Source organism: Citrobacter braakii (assembly GCF_002075345.1).
Classification (GTDB): Bacteria; Pseudomonadota; Gammaproteobacteria; order Enterobacterales; family Enterobacteriaceae; genus Citrobacter; species Citrobacter braakii.
Map to the genome: position 1 here is coordinate 209,670 of NZ_NAEW01000003.1, position 19,089 is coordinate 228,758.

A 19,089-nucleotide genomic window follows, 5' to 3' on the forward strand; every position below is an offset into this window, starting at 1 on the left:
GAAAAACGTTATCAGAAGTGTGTGTTAACGCTCATGAACCACGTCCGGCCCGGTTCGTTATAGGTGTGCGCGCCTGCGCCCGCCATATAGTTCCCGGTCACGATATCGCCCGTGGTCTGGGCATTCCCTTCACGCCATAAACGTTTGTCAAAGACGTTATCCACGCCGCCGGTCAGGCTGACGTTTTTCGTCACATCCCAGGTCGCACTCAGGCCTACGATGCTGTATGGGCTGACTTCACTGGCCGAGCTACCGGTAACGGGTTTACCCTGGTAATCGTATTTTTTCGGCTGCTGTTTGCCGTACCAGGTGAAGGTGGATTGCAATGACAGATCTTCACGTGCCTGCCAACTCAGGGTCGAGTTCAGCGTGTATTCAGGAATAATCGACAGACGCTCGCCGGTCTCTTTATTCTTACTTTGCAGCATGTAGGTGATGTTGTTAGTCCAGTTAACGGTTTCGCTAACCGGCACGTTCAACGTCCCTTCCAGACCTTCAACTACCGCTTTAGGAATGTTTTCCCACTGATAGATATCGGTATAAGTCGTTTTCCCTTTGTTGGTGATAGACGTTCTGTCGAACGGGACTGTACCTGCTTCAATCTTGTTACGGTAATCGTTGCGGAACCAGGTTACCCCAGCCAGCCAGCCGTCGCGTTTGAACTCCAGACCAATCTCTTTGTTGATACTGGTTTCGGCCTTCAGATCATCGTTGCCCATCATATAGCAACCAATACCGGTCGCGGAGCCGGTGGCGTAGCAACCCTGACCTTTACTGTACAGAATGTAGTTCGGGTTGAGCTGATACAGGCTTGGCGCTTTATAGGCGCGCGCAATCCCCATCTTCAGGGTGAAGTCATCGCCCAGACCTTGGGAAAGGTTCAGGGACGGACTCCAGTTATCGCCCACAATGCTGTGATGATCGAAACGCAAACCTGGCGTCAGCATGGTGCTGTCGGTCAGTTCCATGTTGTTTTCAGCAAACAGAGAGAAAATCTCTGCGTCTGAGTACGGGCTGCGGTTGGTGCTGCTGGACCCTGGAATATCACCGCCCATAAAGGTCTGCGAATTGGACAACATGTCCTTCATGCGCTGCTGGTTCCATTCGGTACCGAGCGTCAGATTTTGGTTAACCAGCAGATCTAACGGAATGCTGATTTCACTGTGCAGCATGACGTCACTCAGGTCGGCGTCGAGGTATTTTTGTGACGCATTCGGGTCGAAAATCCCTTCGGTACCCCCCGCCAGGCCCTCCGGCGTACGGGAGTTACGCGTATGTTCATACTGCACCCAGTTACTGGTAGTGACGCCGTTATCCCAGCCGCCGTTCCAGGTCAGAGAGTAGTTCTGGCGGTAAAGACGGTTGGTCTCTTTCCCGTAGTTATCTTTCACCAGTTGGTTGGTGTTGGTGTTTTGAGTGTCGCCCGCATACAGGTTGCCCTGACGGCTATAGCCAGCTTCCAGTTCCAGTGACTGGAGCGGGGCGAAATCCCAGCGAACCACGCCGTTAATGTCTTTGTTGATCACCCCTTCACGACCGGCCGGTAAAGTATTTGAATACGTGCCGGTACGTTCTGACTGATGACCCTGGTTGATATCCCACGCGTCGGCCTGGGTTTTATCGAGATTACCGTACAAACGGAAGCTGAAATCCCCGCCCAGCGGGCCATTCAGGCTAAAGTTGGTGCGTTTGGTTGAACCTTCGTCTTTATGTTCCGGGGCGTTGAAATAGGTATCCCAGGAGCCGTGCCATTCGTTGCTGCCTTTTTTGGTGATGATATTCACCACGCCGCCAGCCGCACCGTTGCCATAGCGTGCCGCGGCAGGACCACGCAGCACTTCAATACGTTCGATCATTTCTGGTGGCACCCAGGCGGTATCGCCGCGGGTATCACGCTCGCCGCGCCAGCCCTGACGCACAGAGTTACGGCTGGTTACTGGTTTGCCGTCGATCAGAATCAGGGTGTTTTCCGGCCCCATGCCACGAATATCGATTTGGCGGTTGTTGCCGCGTTGACCGCTGGTTGAGTTACCGGTCAGGTTGACGCCTGGCATGGTACGGATGATTTCCGACACATCGCGAGCGGGAGGATTCTTACGAATTTCATCAGCGGTAATGGTTGAAACGCCCGGTGCCTGCAGGTTCTGCTGGGCGGCGGTAACCACGATGGTGTCTTCATGAGAGACAGCGGCGCTATCGGTTTGATCTTCTGCCATCGCTGGCAGGGCTACCCCGTAAATCCCTAAATTGACCAATAAGGCCAGTGAATGAATCTTGTTGTTCATTGTATGTCCTGCTGTTCTTTTAGCCACGAGTACCAATGTGCCGTGGTGCGGCATTTGGTCTGATGTCGCCCGCATCCGCGTAAACCCTCCATTCCAGAAAAAGTACGCAGCGCCAGGCCGGTTTATAAGTGGTGAAAAACTGTGCGCGCTTCCCACAGCGCGACAATACGCTATTGCAAATGCAAATAGTTATCAATAATATTATCAATATATTTCACGCTAGATCATAAAATTCGACAATAAACATGGGGTTATGGCGGTGACGACGTTAAAGATGGGAAGCGAGGCGTGGTGGCAGTCAAAAAAAGGCCCGGAGTGGGAGCGTGAAGACAACGGAAATTATCGGGTAACCTTCTGGTGGCGCGACCCGCAGGGAACGGAAAAAGAGTCAGCCATTCATCGCGTATGGGTCTATATCACCGGCGTCACCGACCACCATCAAAATGCCACCCCGCAGTCGATGCAACGCATTGACGGAACAAATGTTTGGTGCTGGAGTGTTTCCCTCAGCGCCAACTGGCGCGGCAGTTACTGTTTTATCCCAACAGAACGAAATGATATTTTTGCCGCGCAGACGCCGGGCGAAGCGCCTGACCGAACCGTGCTGCGTGAAGGCTGGCGGCAATTGTTGCCGCAGGCTATTGCCGATCCCCTCAATCCGCAGAGCTGGCAGGGCGGTCGTGGTCATGCGGTGTCTGCGCTGGAAATGCCTGATGCACCCGTACAACCGGGATGGGATCGACCTGAAAACCCCGACTCGCCCGCAGTTTGCCTGCAATGGCGTAGCGCCAGACTCGGCAATACACGCCGCGTGTGGGTGTTTACCACTGGTGAAGCTCAGCCGGAAGCGCGTCCGCTGGCCATCCTGCTGGACGGACAGTTTTGGGCACAGAGTATGCCGGTCTGGCCTGCGCTGACTTCACTCACCCATCGCGGACACCTCCCGCCCGCCGTTTATCTCCTGATTGATACCATCGACACGGCTCACCGCAGCCGCGAATTGCCGTGTAATGCGGATTTTTGGTTGGCAGTACAGCAGGAACTATTGCCGCTGGTGAAGACCACGACCGCGTTCAGTGACGACCCGCAGCGTACCGTCGTCGCCGGGCAAAGTTTTGGCGGGCTGTCATCGCTATATGCCGGGCTGAACTGGCCTGCGCGCTTTGGCTGCGTGCTCAGCCAGTCGGGCTCTTATTGGTGGCCGCATCGTGGTGGTCATCAGGATGGGGCGATCGTTGAGCAACTGAAGAGCGGAAAGATAAGCGCTCAGGGGCTGCGTATTGTCCTGGAAGCCGGGATCCGCGAACCCATTATTTATCGCGCAAATCAGGCGCTATATGCCCAGTTACCCTCTGCACCACAGTCTATTTTCTGGCGTCAGGTTGATGGTGGACACGATGCGCTTTGCTGGCGCGGCGGACTGATGCAAGGGCTGATCACGCTCTGGCAACCGCTTACCGACACGATTTAACCGGACGATGTTCCACGACAGGAGTTGAGTATGGAATTCAGTAACCCCTTCGATAATCCGCAGGGCCAGTTTTACATTCTGCAAAATCCCCAACGTCAGTTTAGCCTTTGGCCGCAGCAATGCTCACTTCCTGCTGGCTGGACGGTCGCGTGCGAACCCCAATCACAGGAAGCCTGCCAGCAATGGCTGGATGCCAACTGGACCACGCTAACGCCAGCGAACTACGTCGATGTGCAGGAGGCTCCATGACTCAACGTTTACCGTTAGTTGCGGCTCAGCCGGGGATCTGGATGGCGGAAAAACTCTCCACATTGCCCTCAGCGTGGAGCGTGGCGCACTACGTAGAATTAACCGGCGAACTGGACGCACCGTTGCTGGCGAAAGCGGTAGTGGCGGGTCTGCAGCAGGCCGATACTCTAAGGATGCGGTTTAGCGAAGATAACGGCGAGGTCTGGCAATGGGTAGACTCTGCGCTTGCCTTTGCGCCACCAGAAATTATCGATCTGCGCGAAAAATCCGATCCGCATGCGGCAGCGCGCGCCTTGATGCAGGCTGACCTGCAGCAGGACATCCGTGCTGATGGCACTAAGCCGCTGGTTTTTCACCTGCTCATTCAGGTGGGAGAAAAGCGTTGGTATTGGTATCAGCGTTACCATCATCTGCTGGTTGATGGCTTCAGTTTCCCGGCCATTACCCGCCAGATAGCCGCGATTTACCGAGCATGGCTGCATGGCGAGTCCACGCCGGAATCACCTTTTACGCCATTTTCTGAGGTGGTGGAAGAGTATCAACAGTATCGGCAAAGCGATGCCTGGCAACGCGACGGCGCCTTCTGGACCGAGCAGCGAAAGCAACTCCCACCTCCGGCTTCGCTGTCTAACAAACCCCTGCCAGGGCGGTCGGCCAGCGCGGATATTATTCGTCTGAAGTTAACCGCGCCTGAAGGGGAGTTTCGCCGGCTTGCGGCACGTATGCCAGACGTTCAGCGTGCGGATCTGGCCCTTGCGCTGGTGGCGCTGTGGCTCGGACGTTTATGCAGCCGAATGGAATATGCCGCCGGGTTTATCTTTATGCGGCGTATGGGGTCGGCGGCGCTCACGTCCACCGGACCGGTTTTAAACGTCCTGCCATTTGGCGTGCAGTTGAATGCGGCAGAAAGCTTGCCTGCACTTGCCCAACGACTGGCCGCACAGTTGAAGAAAATGCGCCGACATCAGCGATATGATGCTGAGCAAATTGTTCGCGACAGCGGGCGCGCAGCCGGTGCCGAACCGCTGTTTGGCCCGGTACTGAACGTGAAAATATTCGACTATCAACTGAATATTCCTGGCGTTCAGGCGCAAACCCATACGTTGGCGACAGGTCCGGTGAACGATCTGGAGCTGGCGCTGTTCCCGGATGAAAACGGCGGGCTGAGTATTGAAATCCTGGCCAATAAACAGCGCTACGATGCCGCGACGCTGGCGCAACATGCATCACGTTTAACCGCGCTTATCGCGCAGTTTGCCGACAATCCGTCGCTATGCTGCGGCGATGCCGGGATGCTGTTGCCGACAGAACATGAGCGGCTGGCGAAGATTAACGACACGACCGTGGCGATCCCGTCCACCACGCTGAGTGCGCTGGTGGCACAGCAGGCCGATAAAACGCCGGATGCCCCGGCGCTGGCTGATGCCCGCTATCAGTTTAGCTATCGTGAAATGCGCCAACAGGTTGTGGCGCTGGCGCGCCGCCTGCGCGAGCGTGGCGTACAGCCTGGTGACAGCGTTGCCGTGGCATTACCGCGTTCCGTGTTCCTCACGCTGGCGCTGCACGGTATTGTTGAGGCGGGAGCTGCCTGGCTGCCATTGGATACCGGATACCCGGACGATCGCCTGCGGATGATGCTCGAAGATGCGAAGCCAAAATTGTTGATCGCGACCGAAGAGCAACTGGCGCGCTTTAGCGATATTCCGGAGCTGGAAAGTCTGTGCTACAACGCGCCGCTGCCAGAAGAGGATGCTGCACCGCTGGCGCTATCTCAACCTAATCATACGGCCTATATTATTTTTACTTCCGGTTCTACCGGCAGACCAAAAGGGGTGATGGTTGGGCAAACCGCCATCGTTAACCGTTTGCTGTGGATGCAAAATCACTATCCACTGACCGCCGATGATGTGGTGGCGCAAAAAACGCCGTGCAGTTTTGACGTCTCGGTATGGGAGTTTTTCTGGCCGTTTATTGCCGGGGCAAAACTGGTCATGGCAGAACCTGAAGCGCACCGCGATCCGCTGGCGATGCAGCAGTTCTTTGCGCAATCAGGGGTGACGACCACGCACTTTGTTCCCTCTATGCTGGCCGCTTTTGTTGCTTCACTGACGCCGGAAACCGCGCGGGAGAGCTGTGCCTCGCTGAAACGGGTATTCTGCAGCGGCGAAGCCTTACCTGCAGATTTATGCCGCGAATGGGAACAGTTGACTCATGCGCCACTGCACAATTTATACGGGCCAACGGAAGCGGCAGTCGATGTGAGCTGGTATCCGGCCTGGGGGGACGATCTCGCTGCCGTAACGGGCAATAGCGTGCCGATTGGCTATCCGGTATGGAATACCGGTTTACGGATCCTGGACGCCATGATGCGCCCGGTGCCCTTTGGCGTGGCAGGTGATCTCTATCTGACGGGGATCCAACTGGCGCAAGGATACCTGGGGCGAGCGGATCTAACTGCGAGCCGCTTTATCGCCGATCCGTTTAACCCTGGTGAACGCATGTACCGTACCGGGGATGTGGCGCGCTGGCTGGAGAATGGCGCAGTGGAATACCTCGGGCGCAGCGATGACCAGCTTAAAATTCGCGGACAGCGCATTGAGCTCGGTGAGATTGATCGGGTGATGCAGCAACTGCCAGATGTCGAACATGCCGTAGCCCATGCCTGCGTATTCAACCAGGCGGCGGCGACAGGCGGCGATGCACGACAGTTGGTGGGGTATCTGGTGTCGCAATCGGGGTTACCGCTGGATACGTCTGCATTGCGGGAAAGTCTGCGTGAAAAACTGCCTGCGCATATGGTGCCGACGGTATTGTTGCAACTGGCGGAGCTGCCGCTGAGTGCAAACGGTAAACTGGATCGTAAAGCGCTGCCGATGCCGCAGTTGACGTCGCGTACGTCAGGACGTGCGCCGCGAGCAGGGACTGAAACCGCCATCGCGCAGTCTTTTGCGGCTTTGCTGGATTGCGAGGTTAATGACGTAGAGGCTGACTTCTTTGCGCTTGGCGGACATTCGCTGCTGGCGATGAAGCTGGCAGCGCAGTTGAGCCAGATTTTTGAGCGTCAGGTAACGCCTGGGCAGATAATGGTGGCTTCTACTGTTGAACAACTGAGTGCACTGCTGGAGAGCAATGATGATGAACAGTCGCAGCGTCTGGGATTCGAAACGCTGCTGCCGCTGCGTGAAAGTCATGGCCCAACGCTGTTTTGCTTCCATCCGGCGTCGGGTTTCGCCTGGCAGTTTAGCGTGCTGTCGCGTTACCTCAGTCCGCAGTGGTCGATTATTGGCATTCAGTCGCCGCGACCGGATGGCCCTATGCAGACGGCGGAAAACCTTGATGCGGTATGCGAACATCACCTGGCAACGCTGCTCAGCCAGCAGCCTCATGGTCCCTATTATTTATTAGGCTACTCGCTGGGGGGGACGTTGGCGCAGGGAATCGCCGCACGCTTACATGCCAGAGGAGAGACAGTTGCATTCCTGGGGCTGCTGGATACCTGGCCGCCGGAAACGCAAAACTGGCAGGAAAAGGAGGCCAATGGGTTGGATCCCGCGGTACTGGCCGAGATCGAGCGTGAACGTGAAGCGTTTCTGGCAGCGCAGCAGGGGAATGCGTCAGAGGCCTTATTTAATGCTATCGAAGGCAACTACGCCGATGCGGTTCGCCTGCTCACCACGGCACACAGCGTGCCGTTTGCTGGTCACGCCACGCTGTTCGTTGCTGAGCGCACCTTAGTGCCGGGGGTCAGTCCTGAACGCAGTTGGTCACCGTGGATATCCAGTCTGGATGTATATCGTCAGGACTGCGCGCATGTCGATATTATCTCTCCCAGCTCGTTTGAGGCGATAGGGCCAATAATAAACACCTTGATCAATAATTCGGTGTAACAAAGCGAATCTTACTATCGCGACGATCAAATAACCCCATGATGTAATAATTATGTTATGGGGTTGATCTTTTTTGGTGTGATGAGGGCGATTAAAAGGGTGAATAAATTCCGAATATAATTTTTGGTAGGGCTTCGAGCACAAAGAGTGTTTCGGATAAATCTTACTAACTGGTAGACTTCTCTTTCGGAAATGTTCTTCTTTGGGTACGGATCTCAGGTCACACACATGTCATCATTAAATATTAAGCAAGATAACGTTTCGGATTTTACTGCATATCCTCAGCCAGCGGTAAATGCTAATGAAATCGATTTAGTTAATCTTATCGAAATCTTATGGCGTGCCAGGACGAAAATTATGGCGACCGTTTTCGCCTTTGCCTGTGTGGGTATTCTGGTCTCTTTTCTACTACCGCAAAAATGGACCAGTCAGGCCATCGTGACGCCGGCCGAGCCCGTCCAGTGGCAGAACCTCGAAAATACGTTGACCAAATTGCGCGTGCTGGATATGGATATTAACGTTAGCCGTGGTGAAGTATTTAATCTGTTTATCAAAAAATTTCAGTCGCCCTCATTGTTGGAAGAGTATCTGCGTTCTTCTCCTTACGTGATGGAACAACTGAAAGGCGCGGATATCGATGAAATGGACCTGCATCGGGCAATTGTCAGGCTCAGTGAAAAAATGAACGCGGTTGACAGCAATGTGGGAAAAAAGAATGAGACTTCGCTGTATACCGCATGGACGCTAAGCTTTACCGCGCCCCAGGCTGAAGAAGCCCAGTCTGTGCTGAAGGGCTATATCCAGTATATTTCTGATGCTGTGGTGAAAGAAACGCTGGAAGATATTCGCAATAAACTGTCCATCAAAACCAGCTTTGAGAAAGAAAGACTGGAGATGGATCGCATCAGGCTTAAGAATCAACTGGACGCCAAAATCCAGCGACTGCATTATTCACTGGAAATTGCGAATGCCGCTGGGATTAAAAAACCGGTCTACAGTAATGGCCAGGCGGTGAAAGATGACCCTGATTTCTCTATTTCACTGGGCGCTGACGGCATTGCACGTAAATTAGAAATAGAAAAGTCGGTAACGGATGTTGCTGAAATTAACGGTGAATTACGTAACCGCCAATATCACGTTGAACAGCTGTTAGCTATGAATGTGAATGATGTAAAATTTACGCCATTTAAATATCAACTTTCACCTTCGCTGCCAGTGCATAAAGATGGTCCGGCAAAATCGATGATCGTTATTTTGGCCGCTTTGCTGGGTGGCATGGTGGCGTGTGGTGGTGTTCTGCTGAATTACGCCATGGTGGCGCGTAAGCAAAAAATGACGTTTATTGATCAACAACTGGTGTGATGACATTTCGTCTGGCGGCGAGCAGTCCGCCAGACGGTAAATCTTGCTATTTATTGCGCCCAAGCGGCACCACTAACGGCGTTCCGGCAACCGGATCGTCGATAATCATACAGCGCAGACCATAGATTTTTTCAATAAGCTGCGCGGTGACGATCTCCTTCGGCGCACCCTCGGCAACAATTTTTCCGTCACGCAGCGCAATCAGATGCGTTGCATAGCGACATGCCTGATTAAGATCGTGCAGAACGGCGGCCAGCGTATACCCTTTCTCCCGGTTTAGCTCACTCAGCAGCTCCAGCAGATCGATCTGATGGCTGATATCCAGCCAGGTGGTAGGTTCATCGAGCAGCATAATCGACGTTTCCTGCGCCAGCACCATCGCAATCCATGCGCGCTGGCGTTGTCCACCGGAAAGGGTATCCACACTTTGTGACGCAAGATGAGTGATTCCCGTCGCCTGCATTGCGTTTGAGACCGCGATTTCATCCTCATTTCGCCAGCGGGTAAACAATGGCTGATGCGGGTAGCGCCCACGGGCAACCAGCTCCTGTACCGTAATATCACCCGGCGTGGTGGCGTTCTGCGCCAACAAACCTATTCTGCGAGCAACCTCTTTGCTGGCATAGTGCTGGATATGCTCGCCGTCGAGCCAGACCTTACCGTGCGCGGGCGTCATCAGACGACTAAGCGTGCGCAGTAGTGTTGATTTTCCGCAGCCGTTTGGCCCGATAATTGCGGTGAAGTGACCGTCTGGAATCGACACATTGAGGTTTTCCGCTACGGTAAATTTGCCATAACCCAGCGTTAACTGGTCGCCACGCAAACGGGCTACTGATTCGATCATTTTTTGCGGGACTCCTGAATTAACAAGACGATAAGATAAATACCGCCGAGGCTTACGGTGACAACGCCCACCGGAAGCTGATAAGGCATAAACAGCTGTTGGGCGCATAAATCCGCCATCAACAGCAGCAACGCGCCACACAGCGCCGACAGGGTTAATCCCCAGCGCGATGTGCCGCTAATTCGCCGCGCGATATGTGGGGCGACAAGGGCAATAAACGAGATAGGGCCAGCCAGCGCGGTGGCGGCAGCGGTCAGTACAACCGCAACCAGCATCATCATCAGGCGTGAGCGCTCTACGCTGACGCCAAGCGCACAGGCGCTGTCATCACCCATTTCCAGTAAACGCATCCGGCGCACCAGCAGCGTGGCGCACACCAGCATAAGGATAATCAGTGGGGCAGAAGGCCAGGTTTTGGCCCAGGTCAGGCCATTGAGCGATCCGGCGTTCCACAGTCCGGCGGTCAGCGCGGTTTCTAATGATGCCTTCAGCAGTAGCCAGGTGTTGAACGCAACCAGCATGGCGCGTATGCCGATCCCAATAATAATCAGCCGGAAGGTGTCGATACCATTGCGCCAGGCGAGCGCCCAGACCACCAGAGACGTCAGGACCCCGCCAACCATGGCCGCAAGCGCGATAGCGGTGAGATGCTGTCCGAACAGCACCATTGCCACCAGCACACCGCTCCAGGCACCGGTATTGAAACCCATCACATCCGGGCTGCCCAGCGGGTTGCGCATCAGCGACTGGAATATTGCACCGCTCACGCCGAGCGCCGCGCCTATCAATAGCGCCATCAGCACGCGTGGCAAACGCCATTCGGTCACCACCAGCGTAATACTGCGCGGCGCATCGCCAAGCAGAGCGGCAATAATTTGCTGGGTTTCCAGCGTAACGACGCCGCTACGCAGGCTCCACAAGCCAACGGCGAGACAACCTACAACCAGCAGCAGGCTGCTGACTATCAGGCGGCGGGAGAGGTGCATCATGCTCCACCCCCGCGCGGTTTCCGGCGTACCAGAAAGATAAGCACCGGCGCGCCGATAAATGCGCTGACCACTGAAACGCGCAGTTCGCCGGGGACAATCAGGCGACCGATGATATCGGCAATTAACAACAGAGAGGGGGTTGCCAGCAGGGTAACGGGCAGCGACCAACGGTGATCTGCCCCCACCAGCCAGCGCGCCATATGCGGCATCATCAGGCCGATAAAGGCGATAGGGCCAACAATCGCGGTCGCACTGCCGCACAGTACGGTAATCACCAACAGGCCAATAAACTGCGTGCGAGCGACTTTGCTGCCAAGTGCGGTGGCGGTGTCGCTCCCGAGGCTCAGGCTATTCAGGGCGCGGCTAAGGAACAACGCGACAGCCGCGGCAATCAGTACCGGCACCAGGACGACCTTCAGCGTTTGCAGGCTGCGGATATCCAATGAACCGGCCTGCCAGAAACGCAACTGATCGTAGACATCCGGGTTGAGCAGGGCGATTCCGGTGGATAATCCTTCCAGCACCGCGCCCAGCGCAACGCCCGCCAGCGTCAGGCGTACCGGGCTTAACTGCCCGCCGCCCTGGCTGCCGGTAAATGCCACTATAAGCGACGCGGCCAGCGCCCCGGAAAAGGCCATCAGCAGTTGTTCTTGCGCAGAGGAAAAGCCGAACAGCGCGGCTCCCAGCACAATAGCGAAGCTGGCACCGGAATTAACGCCCAGAATGCCGGGATCGGCGAGAGGGTTACGCGTGAGCGTTTGCATTAATGCACCAGCCAGACCCAGCGCCCCACCGGCGAGCAGCCCCGCCAGCGTGCGCGGCAGTCGCGCGTCCAGCACGATGGTGCAATCAGCGCTTTGACAACTGCTGGTAAGTGCATCCAGCACCACGGAGGCAGGTAGCGACTTGGCGCCAATAACCAGACTTAATACCGTGGTGAGAACAAGTAATAACAATAGTCCGGGCACGGCGAAGGCACGTGTCGCGGAAACAGAGCATGACATATCAACTTCCCTGATAATGATAGTAATTATCGTTATCGATCTTATTTGGATATGTTAGCATGTGCAGCCATCTAATGGATATTGAAAAAGTACCTGGTAAGGCTCTGTAATGAATCGACAATCCTGGCTGCTCAATCTCAGCCTGTTAAAGACCCACCCTGCATTTCGCGCCGTCTTCCTCGCCCGTTTTATTTCCATTGTCTCTTTGGGGCTACTCGGCGTGGCGGTTCCGGTACAGATCCAGATGATGACCCAGTCGACCTGGCAGGTAGGTTTGTCAGTAACGTTGACCGGCAGCGCAATGTTTATTGGTCTGATGGTGGGCGGGGTGCTGGCCGACCGCTATGAGCGTAAAAAAGTGATCCTGTTGGCTCGTGGAACCTGCGGAATCGGCTTTATTGGTCTGTGTCTGAATGCGCTGCTGCCCGAACCGTCGTTACTGGCGATTTATTTGCTTGGCTTATGGGACGGTTTCTTTGCCTCGCTGGGCGTGACCGCGTTGCTGGCGGCAACACCGGCGCTGGTTGGCCGGGAGAATTTGATGCAGGCCGGGGCGATTACCATGTTGACGGTACGTCTGGGTTCGGTTATTTCGCCGATGCTTGGCGGGGTATTGCTTGCGACCGGTGGCGTGGCGTGGAACTACGGTCTGGCGGCGGCGGGCACTTTCATTACCTTGCTGCCGTTGCTGAGCCTTCCCGCGCTGCCACCTCCGCCGCAGCCGCGCGAGCATCCGCTAAAATCGCTGCTGGCAGCATTTCGCTTTCTGCTTGCCAGCCCGCTGATTGGCGGCATTGCGCTGCTTGGCGGTCTGTTGACTATGGCGAGCGCCGTGCGCGTGTTGTATCCCGCGTTGGCGATTAACTGGCAAATGTCGAGTGCGCAAATAGGTCTGCTGTATGCGGCCATTCCTCTTGGCGCGGCGGTGGGCGCGTTGACCAGCGGGCAACTGGCGCACAGCGTGCGTCCGGGACTGATCATGCTGGTATCGACCGTGGCTTCGTTCCTGGCTATCGGTCTGTTTGGGTTGATGCCGGTCTGGGAGCTTGGCGTTGTCTGCCTGGCGCTGTTCGGCTGGCTGAGTGCGGTCAGCTCTTTGTTGCAGTACACCCTGTTACAGACGCAGACGCCAGAAGCGATGCTCGGGCGAATTAACGGTTTGTGGACTGCGCAGAACGTTACAGGAGATGCGATCGGCGCGGCGCTGTTAGGGGGGTTGGGGGCGATGATGACACCGGTTGCTTCGGCAAGCGTAAGTGGGTTTGGGCTGGTGATTGTCGGTCTGCTACTGCTGCTGTTGCTGGGAGAAGTGCGCCGATTCCGACAAATGCCTGTGAATGCCGGATAGCGTTGTCTTCTACGGTTTGTAGGCCGGATAAGGCGTTAGCCGTATCCGGCGCTGGCGATTAAAAGAGAGCTGACAGACGTTGCAGCAGCAAGGTCGCGCTGTAGTAGTCGAGACGGAAGGTTTCCGTACCCAGGGCGTAAACACGTTTATTCTGCACGGCAGGCAGATGTGCCAGCAGCGGATTAGCATAAATGGCGTCGGCATCTTTGTTGTCGCCAGCGAACAGGAACAGCGCTTCGCCGTTCAGGCCAGCCGCCAGGTTCTCACCGCCAAGCTGGATGATATCGTGGCGTTTGCCCTGACTCTGGCTGGTGTGCAATCCGGCAGGCAGCGGTGCCAGGGTGAAACCTAACTGCTCCATCAGCTTGCCCTGCGCCGACTCAGGCGTCCACAGGTTGGCGCTGTGCGCTGCAGCGGTGTATACCAGCGCGCTGACCGGTTGCGGCGGCAGGGTAATACGCTGCTTGACCGCCTGCAGTTGCTTATCAAACTCGGCAATACGCGCAGCCGCCTGTTGCTCCTGACCGGTAATTTCACCTAACTGCGTCAGCAGCGCCTGCCAGCTTTTGTCGTCGTAATTAATGATTAGCGTTGGCGCAATGGTGGACAACTGATCGTATAGCGCGAGGGCTGAATCTCCCCCGGTGGCGCTGATCAGAATCAGATCCGGCATTTGCGCTGCCACGGCCTCAGCGCTCGGTTCGCCGATATACAGGCGGCTCAGTTTGCGCGCCTTTGCCACTTCGCTCCACTGGCGTAAAAAGCCCTGTGCATCGCCGATGCGATTGTTCGGCGTAGTGGCGCCGCTGGCGATGACCGGGGCATCAATTGCCAGCAGCGAGCCGGTGAGGGTGACGCTGGTGGAGACAATTCGCTGCGGCTTATGTTCCAGCGTATGCGTACCACGACTGTCGGTAACCTGACGCGGCCAGTCGGCGGCATAACCTAAAGAAATTCCTGAAATAGACAAACCTGCCAGTAAGAGCACGGTGCGGCAAAAAGAGGGGAGACTCACGAATCAGCATCCTGTTATCAGTATAAGTAATGCTTCTCATTTTCATTGTTAGTGGACAAGGATGCAAGCCAAAGTCGCACATTGTGCTGCCACAAGAGTTGACATACCGCCGCTTTGCTTTTAGGTTAGCGACCGAAAATATAAATGATAATCATTATTAGAGCTTTTATCATTTTTGGAGGATGATATGGAAACGTCACTGGCCGAGGAAAAAACGCAGACTATGCCGACGCTCGCTCCCGACAGTTTTTTCTTTATGTCGCCGTACCGTAGTTTTACGACGTCAGGATGCTTCGCCCGCTATGCGGAACCGGCAATTGATGGCGATTCGCCAGACAGCCCTTTCCAACAGAAAATGCATGCACTGTTTGCTGATGCCAAAGCGCAGGGTATCGCTAACCCCATCATGGTCGGGGCGATTCCTTTTGACACCCGCCAGCCGTCATCGCTGTTTATTCCCCAGTCGTGGCAGACGTTCTCCCGAACGGCGAAGCAGCAATCATCTCGTTACTTTAACGCTCATCAGTCGCTGAACGTCGTTGAACGTAAATCGATCCCGGAACAGAACTTCTTTGAAGATATGGTCGCTCGCGCGGCTGCGCTGACGGCAACCCCGGAAGTCGACAAAGTGGTGTTGTCACGTCTGATCGATATCACCGCTGATGCCAATATTGACAGCGGGGCGCTGCTGGAGCGCCTGGTGGCGCAAAATCCGGCGAGCTACAACTTCCACGTCCCTCTTGAAGACGGTGGCGTATTGATTGGCGCCAGTCCGGAACTGCTGTTACGCAAAGAAGGCGATCGTTTCAGCTCATTACCGCTGGCAGGCTCGGCACGTCGTCAACCGGACGATGTGCTGGACCGGGAGGCGGGTATCCGCCTGCTGGCGTCCGAAAAGGATCGCCATGAGCACGAACTGGTGACGCAGGCCATGAAAAATGTCCTGCGCGATCGCAGCCGTGAACTGCAACTCCCTTCTTCTCCGCAACTGGTCACCACGCCTACGCTCTGGCACCTCGGCACGCCGTTTGAGGGTAAAGCCAACGCGCAAGAAAACGCCCTGACGCTCGCGTGCCTGCTGCATCCGACGCCTGCGCTGAGCGGCTTCCCGCATCAGGTTGCGCGCAAACTTATCGCCGAGCTGGAGCCGTTCGATCGCGAACTGTTCGGTGGCATTGTCGGCTGGTGTGATGCCCAAGGTAACGGCGAATGGGTGGTGACGATCCGTTGTGCGAAGCTGCTGCGTAATCAGGTACGTTTCTTTGCCGGTGCCGGGATTGTTCCGGCTTCGTCCCCGGTTGCGGAATGGCGTGAAACGGGAGCCAAACTCTCCACGATGTTGAATGTTTTTGGACTGCATTAAGAGCCTTATTGACCAGGCCTCTAAGGAGCGATAATGAGTATTCCTTTCACCCGTTGGCCGGAGGAGTTTGCCCGCCGCTATCGTGAAAAAGGTTACTGGCAGGATTTGCCGCTGACCGACATTCTGACCCGTCACGCCGACAGCGACCATACGGCGGTGATCGATGGCGAACGCCACCTGAGCTATCGCCAACTGAATCAGGCCACTGACAATCTCGCCTGCAGCCTGCGCCGTCAGGGGATCAAACCCGGCGAAACCGCGCTGGTGCAACTGGGCAACGTGGCTGAGCTGTATATCACTTTCTTTGCGCTGCTCAAGCTGGGTGTAGCTCCGGTGCTGGCATTATTCAGCCATCAGCGTAATGAACTTAACGCCTATGCCAAACAGATTGAACCGGCGCTGCTGATTGCCGATCGTCAGCATGCGCTGTTTAGCGGGGACGATTTTCTTAACGCTTTTGTGGCTGAACACAATTCAGTGCGCGTGGTGCAACTGCGCAATGATGAAGGCGAACACAATCTGCAAACGGCGATAAGCCAGCCTGCGACTAATTTTTCCGCCACGCCATCGCCTGCTGATGAGGTGGCCTATTTCCAGCTTTCAGGCGGGACTACCGGGACGCCAAAGCTGATTCCTCGTACCCATAACGATTACTACTACAGCGTGCGTCGCAGCAATGAGATTTGCCGCTTCACCGGGGAAACGCGTTATTTATGCGCGATCCCGGCGGCGCATAACTACGCGATGAGTTCGCCTGGCGCGTTGGGGGTATTCCTGGCTGGCGGCACCGTCGTGCTGGCTGCTGACCCGAGCGCCACCCTGTGCTTCCCTCTGATTGAACAGCATCAGGTTAACGTCACGGCGCTAGTGCCGCCAGCGGTGAGCCTGTGGCTGCAGGCAATTGCGGAGTGGGGGAGCAATGCGCAATTGGCTTCGCTGACGCTGCTACAGGTCGGTGGGGCACGGCTTTCCGCCTCGCTTGCGGCGCGTATTCCGGCGGAGATCGGCTGCCAGCTGCAGCAGGTCTTCGGCATGGCGGAAGGACTGGTGAACTACACCCGTCTGGACGACAGTCCTGAACGTATCATCAATACCCAGGGCCGCCCGATGTGTCCCGATGATGAAGTCTGGGTAGCAGACGCTGACGGCAACCCTTTAGCCGAGGGAGAAACCGGGCGCCTGATGACGCGTGGCCCATACACCTTCCGCGGCTACTTCAACAGTCCTGAGCACAATGCCAGCGCCTTTGACGCCAACGGTTTTTACTGCTCCGGCGATCTGATCGCCATCGATCGAGATGGCTACATCACCGTCCAGGGACGCGAGAAGGATCAGATCAACCGCGGTGGAGAGAAGATCGCTGCAGAAGAGATTGAAAACCTGCTGCTGCGCCACCCGATGGTGATCCATGCCGCGCTGGTCAGTATGGATGACGAACTGATGGGCGAGAAAAGCTGTGCCTGGTTGGTGGTAAAAGAGCCGCTGCGAGCGGTGCAGGTGCGTCGTTTTCTACGCGAACAGGGCGTAGCGGAATTTAAATTACCTGACCGCGTGGAGTGCGTTGAGTCGTTACCGCTGACTCCGGTTGGGAAAGTAGATAAAAAACAATTACGTCAGTGGCTGGCATCACGTTCACTGGCCTGAAGGAGAATAAGAGATGGCAATTCCTAAACTGCAGGCTTATGCGCTACCCACGGCGCTTGATGTTCCGGTGAACAAAGTGGACTGGGCGTTTGACCCCGAACGCGCCGCACTGCTGATCCACGACATGCAGGACTATTTTATCGGTTTTTGGGGCGATAACTGCCCGATGATGGAGCAGGTCGTCGCTAACATCGCCGCACTGCGTCAGTACTGCAAAGAGCATAACATTCCGGTGTATTACACCGCTCAGCCGAAAGAACAGAGTGATGAAGACCGCGCTCTGCTCAATGATATGTGGGGACCGGGACTGACGCGTTCGCCGGAACAGCAGAAAATCGTTGAGGCGCTGGCGCCGGATGAAGCGGATACCATTCTGGTGAAATGGCGTTACAGCGCATTTCATCGCTCCCCGCTGGAACAGATGCTTAAGGAGACCGGACGTAATCAACTGATCATTACCGGCGTGTATGCGCATATTGGCTGTATGACCACCGCAACAGACGCCTTTATGCGCGACATCAAGCCGTTTATGGTTGCCGATGCGTTGGCAGACTTTAGCCGTGACGAACATCTGATGTCGCTGAAATACGTGGCGGGACGCTCCGGGCGTGTGGTGATGACTCAGGAATTATTACCGACGCCGGTACCGGCCAGCAAAGATGCGTTACGCAGCATTATTCTGCCGCTGCTGGATGAGTCCGAAGAGCCGATGGATGACGAAAACCTGATCGACTACGGACTGGATTCCGTGCGCATGATGGCGCTGGCGGCGCGCTGGCGTAAGGTTCATGGCGATATTGACTTCGTGATGCTGGCGAAAAACCCGACCATTGACGCCTGGTGGACGCTGCTCTCTCGCGAGGTGAAGTAATGTCAGGATTTGACTTCGCAGGGAAAACCGTCTGGGTAACCGGCGCGGGAAAAGGGATTGGCTACACCACCGCGCTGGCGTTTGTGAAAGCGGGTGCTGAGGTGACAGGATTCGATCGTGAATTTTCTCAGGATAACTACCCGTTTGCCACCGAAGTGCTGGATGTGGCGAATGCTGAACAGGTGGCTGAGGTGTGTCAGCGCGTCCTGCAAACGCGCGAGCGGTTGGATGTGTTGGTCAATGCGGCGGGTATTTTGCGTATGGGGGCCACCGATGCGCTGAGTATTGAGGAGTGGCAGCAGACGTTTGCGGTTAACGTTGGTGGGGCGTTCAATCTGTTTCAACAGACGATGGCGCAGTTTCGTCGCCAGCAGGGCGGGGCAATCGTGACCGTCGCGTCGGATGCGGCGCACACGCCGCGTATCGGTATGAGCGCATACGGTGCGTCAAAAGCCGCGCTGAAAAACCTGGCACTGACCGTCGGACTTGAACTGGCAGGCAGCGGTGTGCGTTGCAATGTGGTTTCGCCAGGCTCGACCGACACCGACATGCAGCGTACGTTGTGGGTCAGCGATGACGCGGAGAAACAGCGCATTCGTGGGTTTGGCGAGCAGTTTAAGCTCGGCATTCCACTGGGAAAAATCGCTCGTCCACAGGAAATCGCTAACACGATTTTATTCCTCGCTTCCGATCTGGCGAGCCACATCACGCTTCAGGATATCGTGGTGGACGGCGGCTCCACGCTGGGGGCATGACG

Annotated in this window: 14 protein-coding genes; 9 read left to right on the forward strand and 5 right to left on the reverse strand. The window is 55.9% G+C overall.

Annotation, left to right across the window (positions count from 1 at the left end; translation table 11 throughout):
- Positions 1–11: 11 nt before the first annotated feature.
- Complete coding sequence (locus tag BZK42_RS08175; RefSeq protein WP_016155941.1) at positions 12–2,285, reverse strand: TonB-dependent siderophore receptor; 2,274 nt, start codon at positions 2,283–2,285, stop codon at positions 12–14.
- A 253-nt stretch (positions 2,286–2,538) separates the two neighbouring features.
- Between BZK42_RS08175 and fes the strand changes: the two genes are divergently transcribed.
- The 4 genes from fes to wzz(fepE) all read left to right on the forward strand — a co-directional run bounded on the left by fes (position 2,539) and on the right by wzz(fepE) (position 9,254).
- Positions 2,539–3,756, forward strand: coding sequence for an enterochelin esterase (fes, locus tag BZK42_RS08180; protein WP_016152189.1), 1,218 nt, complete (start codon positions 2,539–2,541; stop codon positions 3,754–3,756).
- A 30-nt stretch (positions 3,757–3,786) separates the two neighbouring features.
- Positions 3,787–4,005, forward strand: coding sequence for an MbtH family protein (locus BZK42_RS08185; protein ID WP_016152190.1), 219 nt, complete (start codon positions 3,787–3,789; stop codon positions 4,003–4,005).
- A complete protein-coding gene (gene entF / locus BZK42_RS08190) occupies positions 4,002–7,892 on the forward strand; it encodes an enterobactin non-ribosomal peptide synthetase EntF (RefSeq protein WP_080858988.1) in 3,891 nt (1,296 codons plus the stop codon). Before BZK42_RS08185 ends, entF begins: the two co-directional genes overlap by 4 nt.
- Positions 7,893–8,120: 228 nt before the next feature.
- Complete coding sequence (gene wzz(fepE), locus BZK42_RS08195) at positions 8,121–9,254, forward strand: LPS O-antigen length regulator Wzz(fepE) (protein ID WP_046275117.1); 1,134 nt, start codon at positions 8,121–8,123, stop codon at positions 9,252–9,254.
- Positions 9,255–9,300: 46 nt separating this feature from the next.
- Here the strand turns inward: wzz(fepE) and fepC are convergent, their stop codons facing one another.
- Genes fepC through fepD form a run of 3 tightly spaced genes read right to left on the reverse strand, consistent with a single transcriptional unit; the run spans position 9,301 to position 12,091 of the window.
- On the reverse strand, positions 9,301–10,098 hold the full coding sequence (fepC, locus tag BZK42_RS08200; protein ID WP_046275116.1) for an iron-enterobactin ABC transporter ATP-binding protein: 798 nt from the start codon (positions 10,096–10,098) through the stop codon (positions 9,301–9,303).
- Positions 10,095–11,087, reverse strand: coding sequence for an iron-enterobactin ABC transporter permease (gene fepG / locus BZK42_RS08205; RefSeq protein ID WP_016152193.1), 993 nt, complete (start codon positions 11,085–11,087; stop codon positions 10,095–10,097). Before fepG ends, fepC begins: the two co-directional genes overlap by 4 nt.
- Positions 11,084–12,091, reverse strand: a complete 1,008-nt coding sequence (fepD, locus tag BZK42_RS08210; protein WP_046275115.1) for a Fe(3+)-siderophore ABC transporter permease — start codon at positions 12,089–12,091, stop codon at positions 11,084–11,086. The genes fepG and fepD overlap by 4 nt, the downstream gene beginning before the upstream one ends.
- A gap of 109 nt (positions 12,092–12,200) precedes the next feature.
- Here fepD and entS point away from each other — a divergent pair, with 109 nt between their 5' ends.
- The gene (gene entS / locus BZK42_RS08215; protein WP_016152195.1) at positions 12,201–13,439 is read left to right on the forward strand and encodes an enterobactin transporter EntS; all 1,239 of its coding nucleotides are present in this window, start codon (positions 12,201–12,203) and stop codon (positions 13,437–13,439) included.
- A 58-nt stretch (positions 13,440–13,497) separates the two neighbouring features.
- Here the strand turns inward: entS and fepB are convergent, their stop codons facing one another.
- Positions 13,498–14,454 carry a Fe2+-enterobactin ABC transporter substrate-binding protein gene (fepB, locus tag BZK42_RS08220; RefSeq protein WP_046275114.1) on the reverse strand — a complete coding sequence of 319 codons (957 nt, stop codon included), beginning with the start codon at positions 14,452–14,454 and terminating at the stop codon, positions 13,498–13,500.
- A gap of 187 nt (positions 14,455–14,641) precedes the next feature.
- Here fepB and entC point away from each other — a divergent pair, with 187 nt between their 5' ends.
- The 4 genes from entC to entA are packed head-to-tail and all read left to right on the forward strand — an operon-like array spanning position 14,642 to position 19,087.
- Positions 14,642–15,817: an isochorismate synthase EntC gene (gene entC, locus BZK42_RS08225; RefSeq protein ID WP_016152197.1), complete on the forward strand. Its 1,176-nt coding sequence runs from the start codon at positions 14,642–14,644 to the stop codon at positions 15,815–15,817.
- A gap of 33 nt (positions 15,818–15,850) precedes the next feature.
- A complete protein-coding gene (entE, locus tag BZK42_RS08230) occupies positions 15,851–17,461 on the forward strand; it encodes a (2,3-dihydroxybenzoyl)adenylate synthase EntE (RefSeq protein ID WP_046275113.1) in 1,611 nt (536 codons plus the stop codon).
- A gap of 13 nt (positions 17,462–17,474) precedes the next feature.
- Positions 17,475–18,332, forward strand: a complete 858-nt coding sequence (locus BZK42_RS08235; protein ID WP_016152199.1) for an isochorismatase — start codon at positions 17,475–17,477, stop codon at positions 18,330–18,332.
- Positions 18,332–19,087: a 2,3-dihydro-2,3-dihydroxybenzoate dehydrogenase EntA gene (entA, locus tag BZK42_RS08240; RefSeq protein WP_046275112.1), complete on the forward strand. Its 756-nt coding sequence runs from the start codon at positions 18,332–18,334 to the stop codon at positions 19,085–19,087. Before BZK42_RS08235 ends, entA begins: the two co-directional genes overlap by 1 nt.
- Positions 19,088–19,089: the final 2 nt, after the last annotated feature.

Excerpts from the sequence above, each read along its gene's own strand:
- BZK42_RS08175 (WP_016155941.1), bottom strand. The coding sequence starts at position 2,285 with ATGAACAACAAGATTCATTCACTGGCCTTATTGGTCAATTTAGGGATT.
- fes (WP_016152189.1), top strand. The coding sequence starts at position 2,539 with ATGGCGGTGACGACGTTAAAGATGGGAAGCGAGGCGTGGTGGCAGTCA.
- BZK42_RS08185 (WP_016152190.1), top strand. The coding sequence starts at position 3,787 with ATGGAATTCAGTAACCCCTTCGATAATCCGCAGGGCCAGTTTTACATT.
- entF (WP_080858988.1), top strand. The coding sequence starts at position 4,002 with ATGACTCAACGTTTACCGTTAGTTGCGGCTCAGCCGGGGATCTGGATG.
- fepC (WP_046275116.1), bottom strand. The coding sequence starts at position 10,098 with ATGATCGAATCAGTAGCCCGTTTGCGTGGCGACCAGTTAACGCTGGGT.
- fepG (WP_016152193.1), bottom strand. The coding sequence starts at position 11,087 with ATGATGCACCTCTCCCGCCGCCTGATAGTCAGCAGCCTGCTGCTGGTT.
- fepD (WP_046275115.1), bottom strand. The coding sequence starts at position 12,091 with ATGTCATGCTCTGTTTCCGCGACACGTGCCTTCGCCGTGCCCGGACTA.
- entS (WP_016152195.1), top strand. The coding sequence starts at position 12,201 with ATGAATCGACAATCCTGGCTGCTCAATCTCAGCCTGTTAAAGACCCAC.
- entC (WP_016152197.1), top strand. The coding sequence starts at position 14,642 with ATGGAAACGTCACTGGCCGAGGAAAAAACGCAGACTATGCCGACGCTC.
- entE (WP_046275113.1), top strand. The coding sequence starts at position 15,851 with ATGAGTATTCCTTTCACCCGTTGGCCGGAGGAGTTTGCCCGCCGCTAT.
- BZK42_RS08235 (WP_016152199.1), top strand. The coding sequence starts at position 17,475 with ATGGCAATTCCTAAACTGCAGGCTTATGCGCTACCCACGGCGCTTGAT.
- entA (WP_046275112.1), top strand. The coding sequence starts at position 18,332 with ATGTCAGGATTTGACTTCGCAGGGAAAACCGTCTGGGTAACCGGCGCG.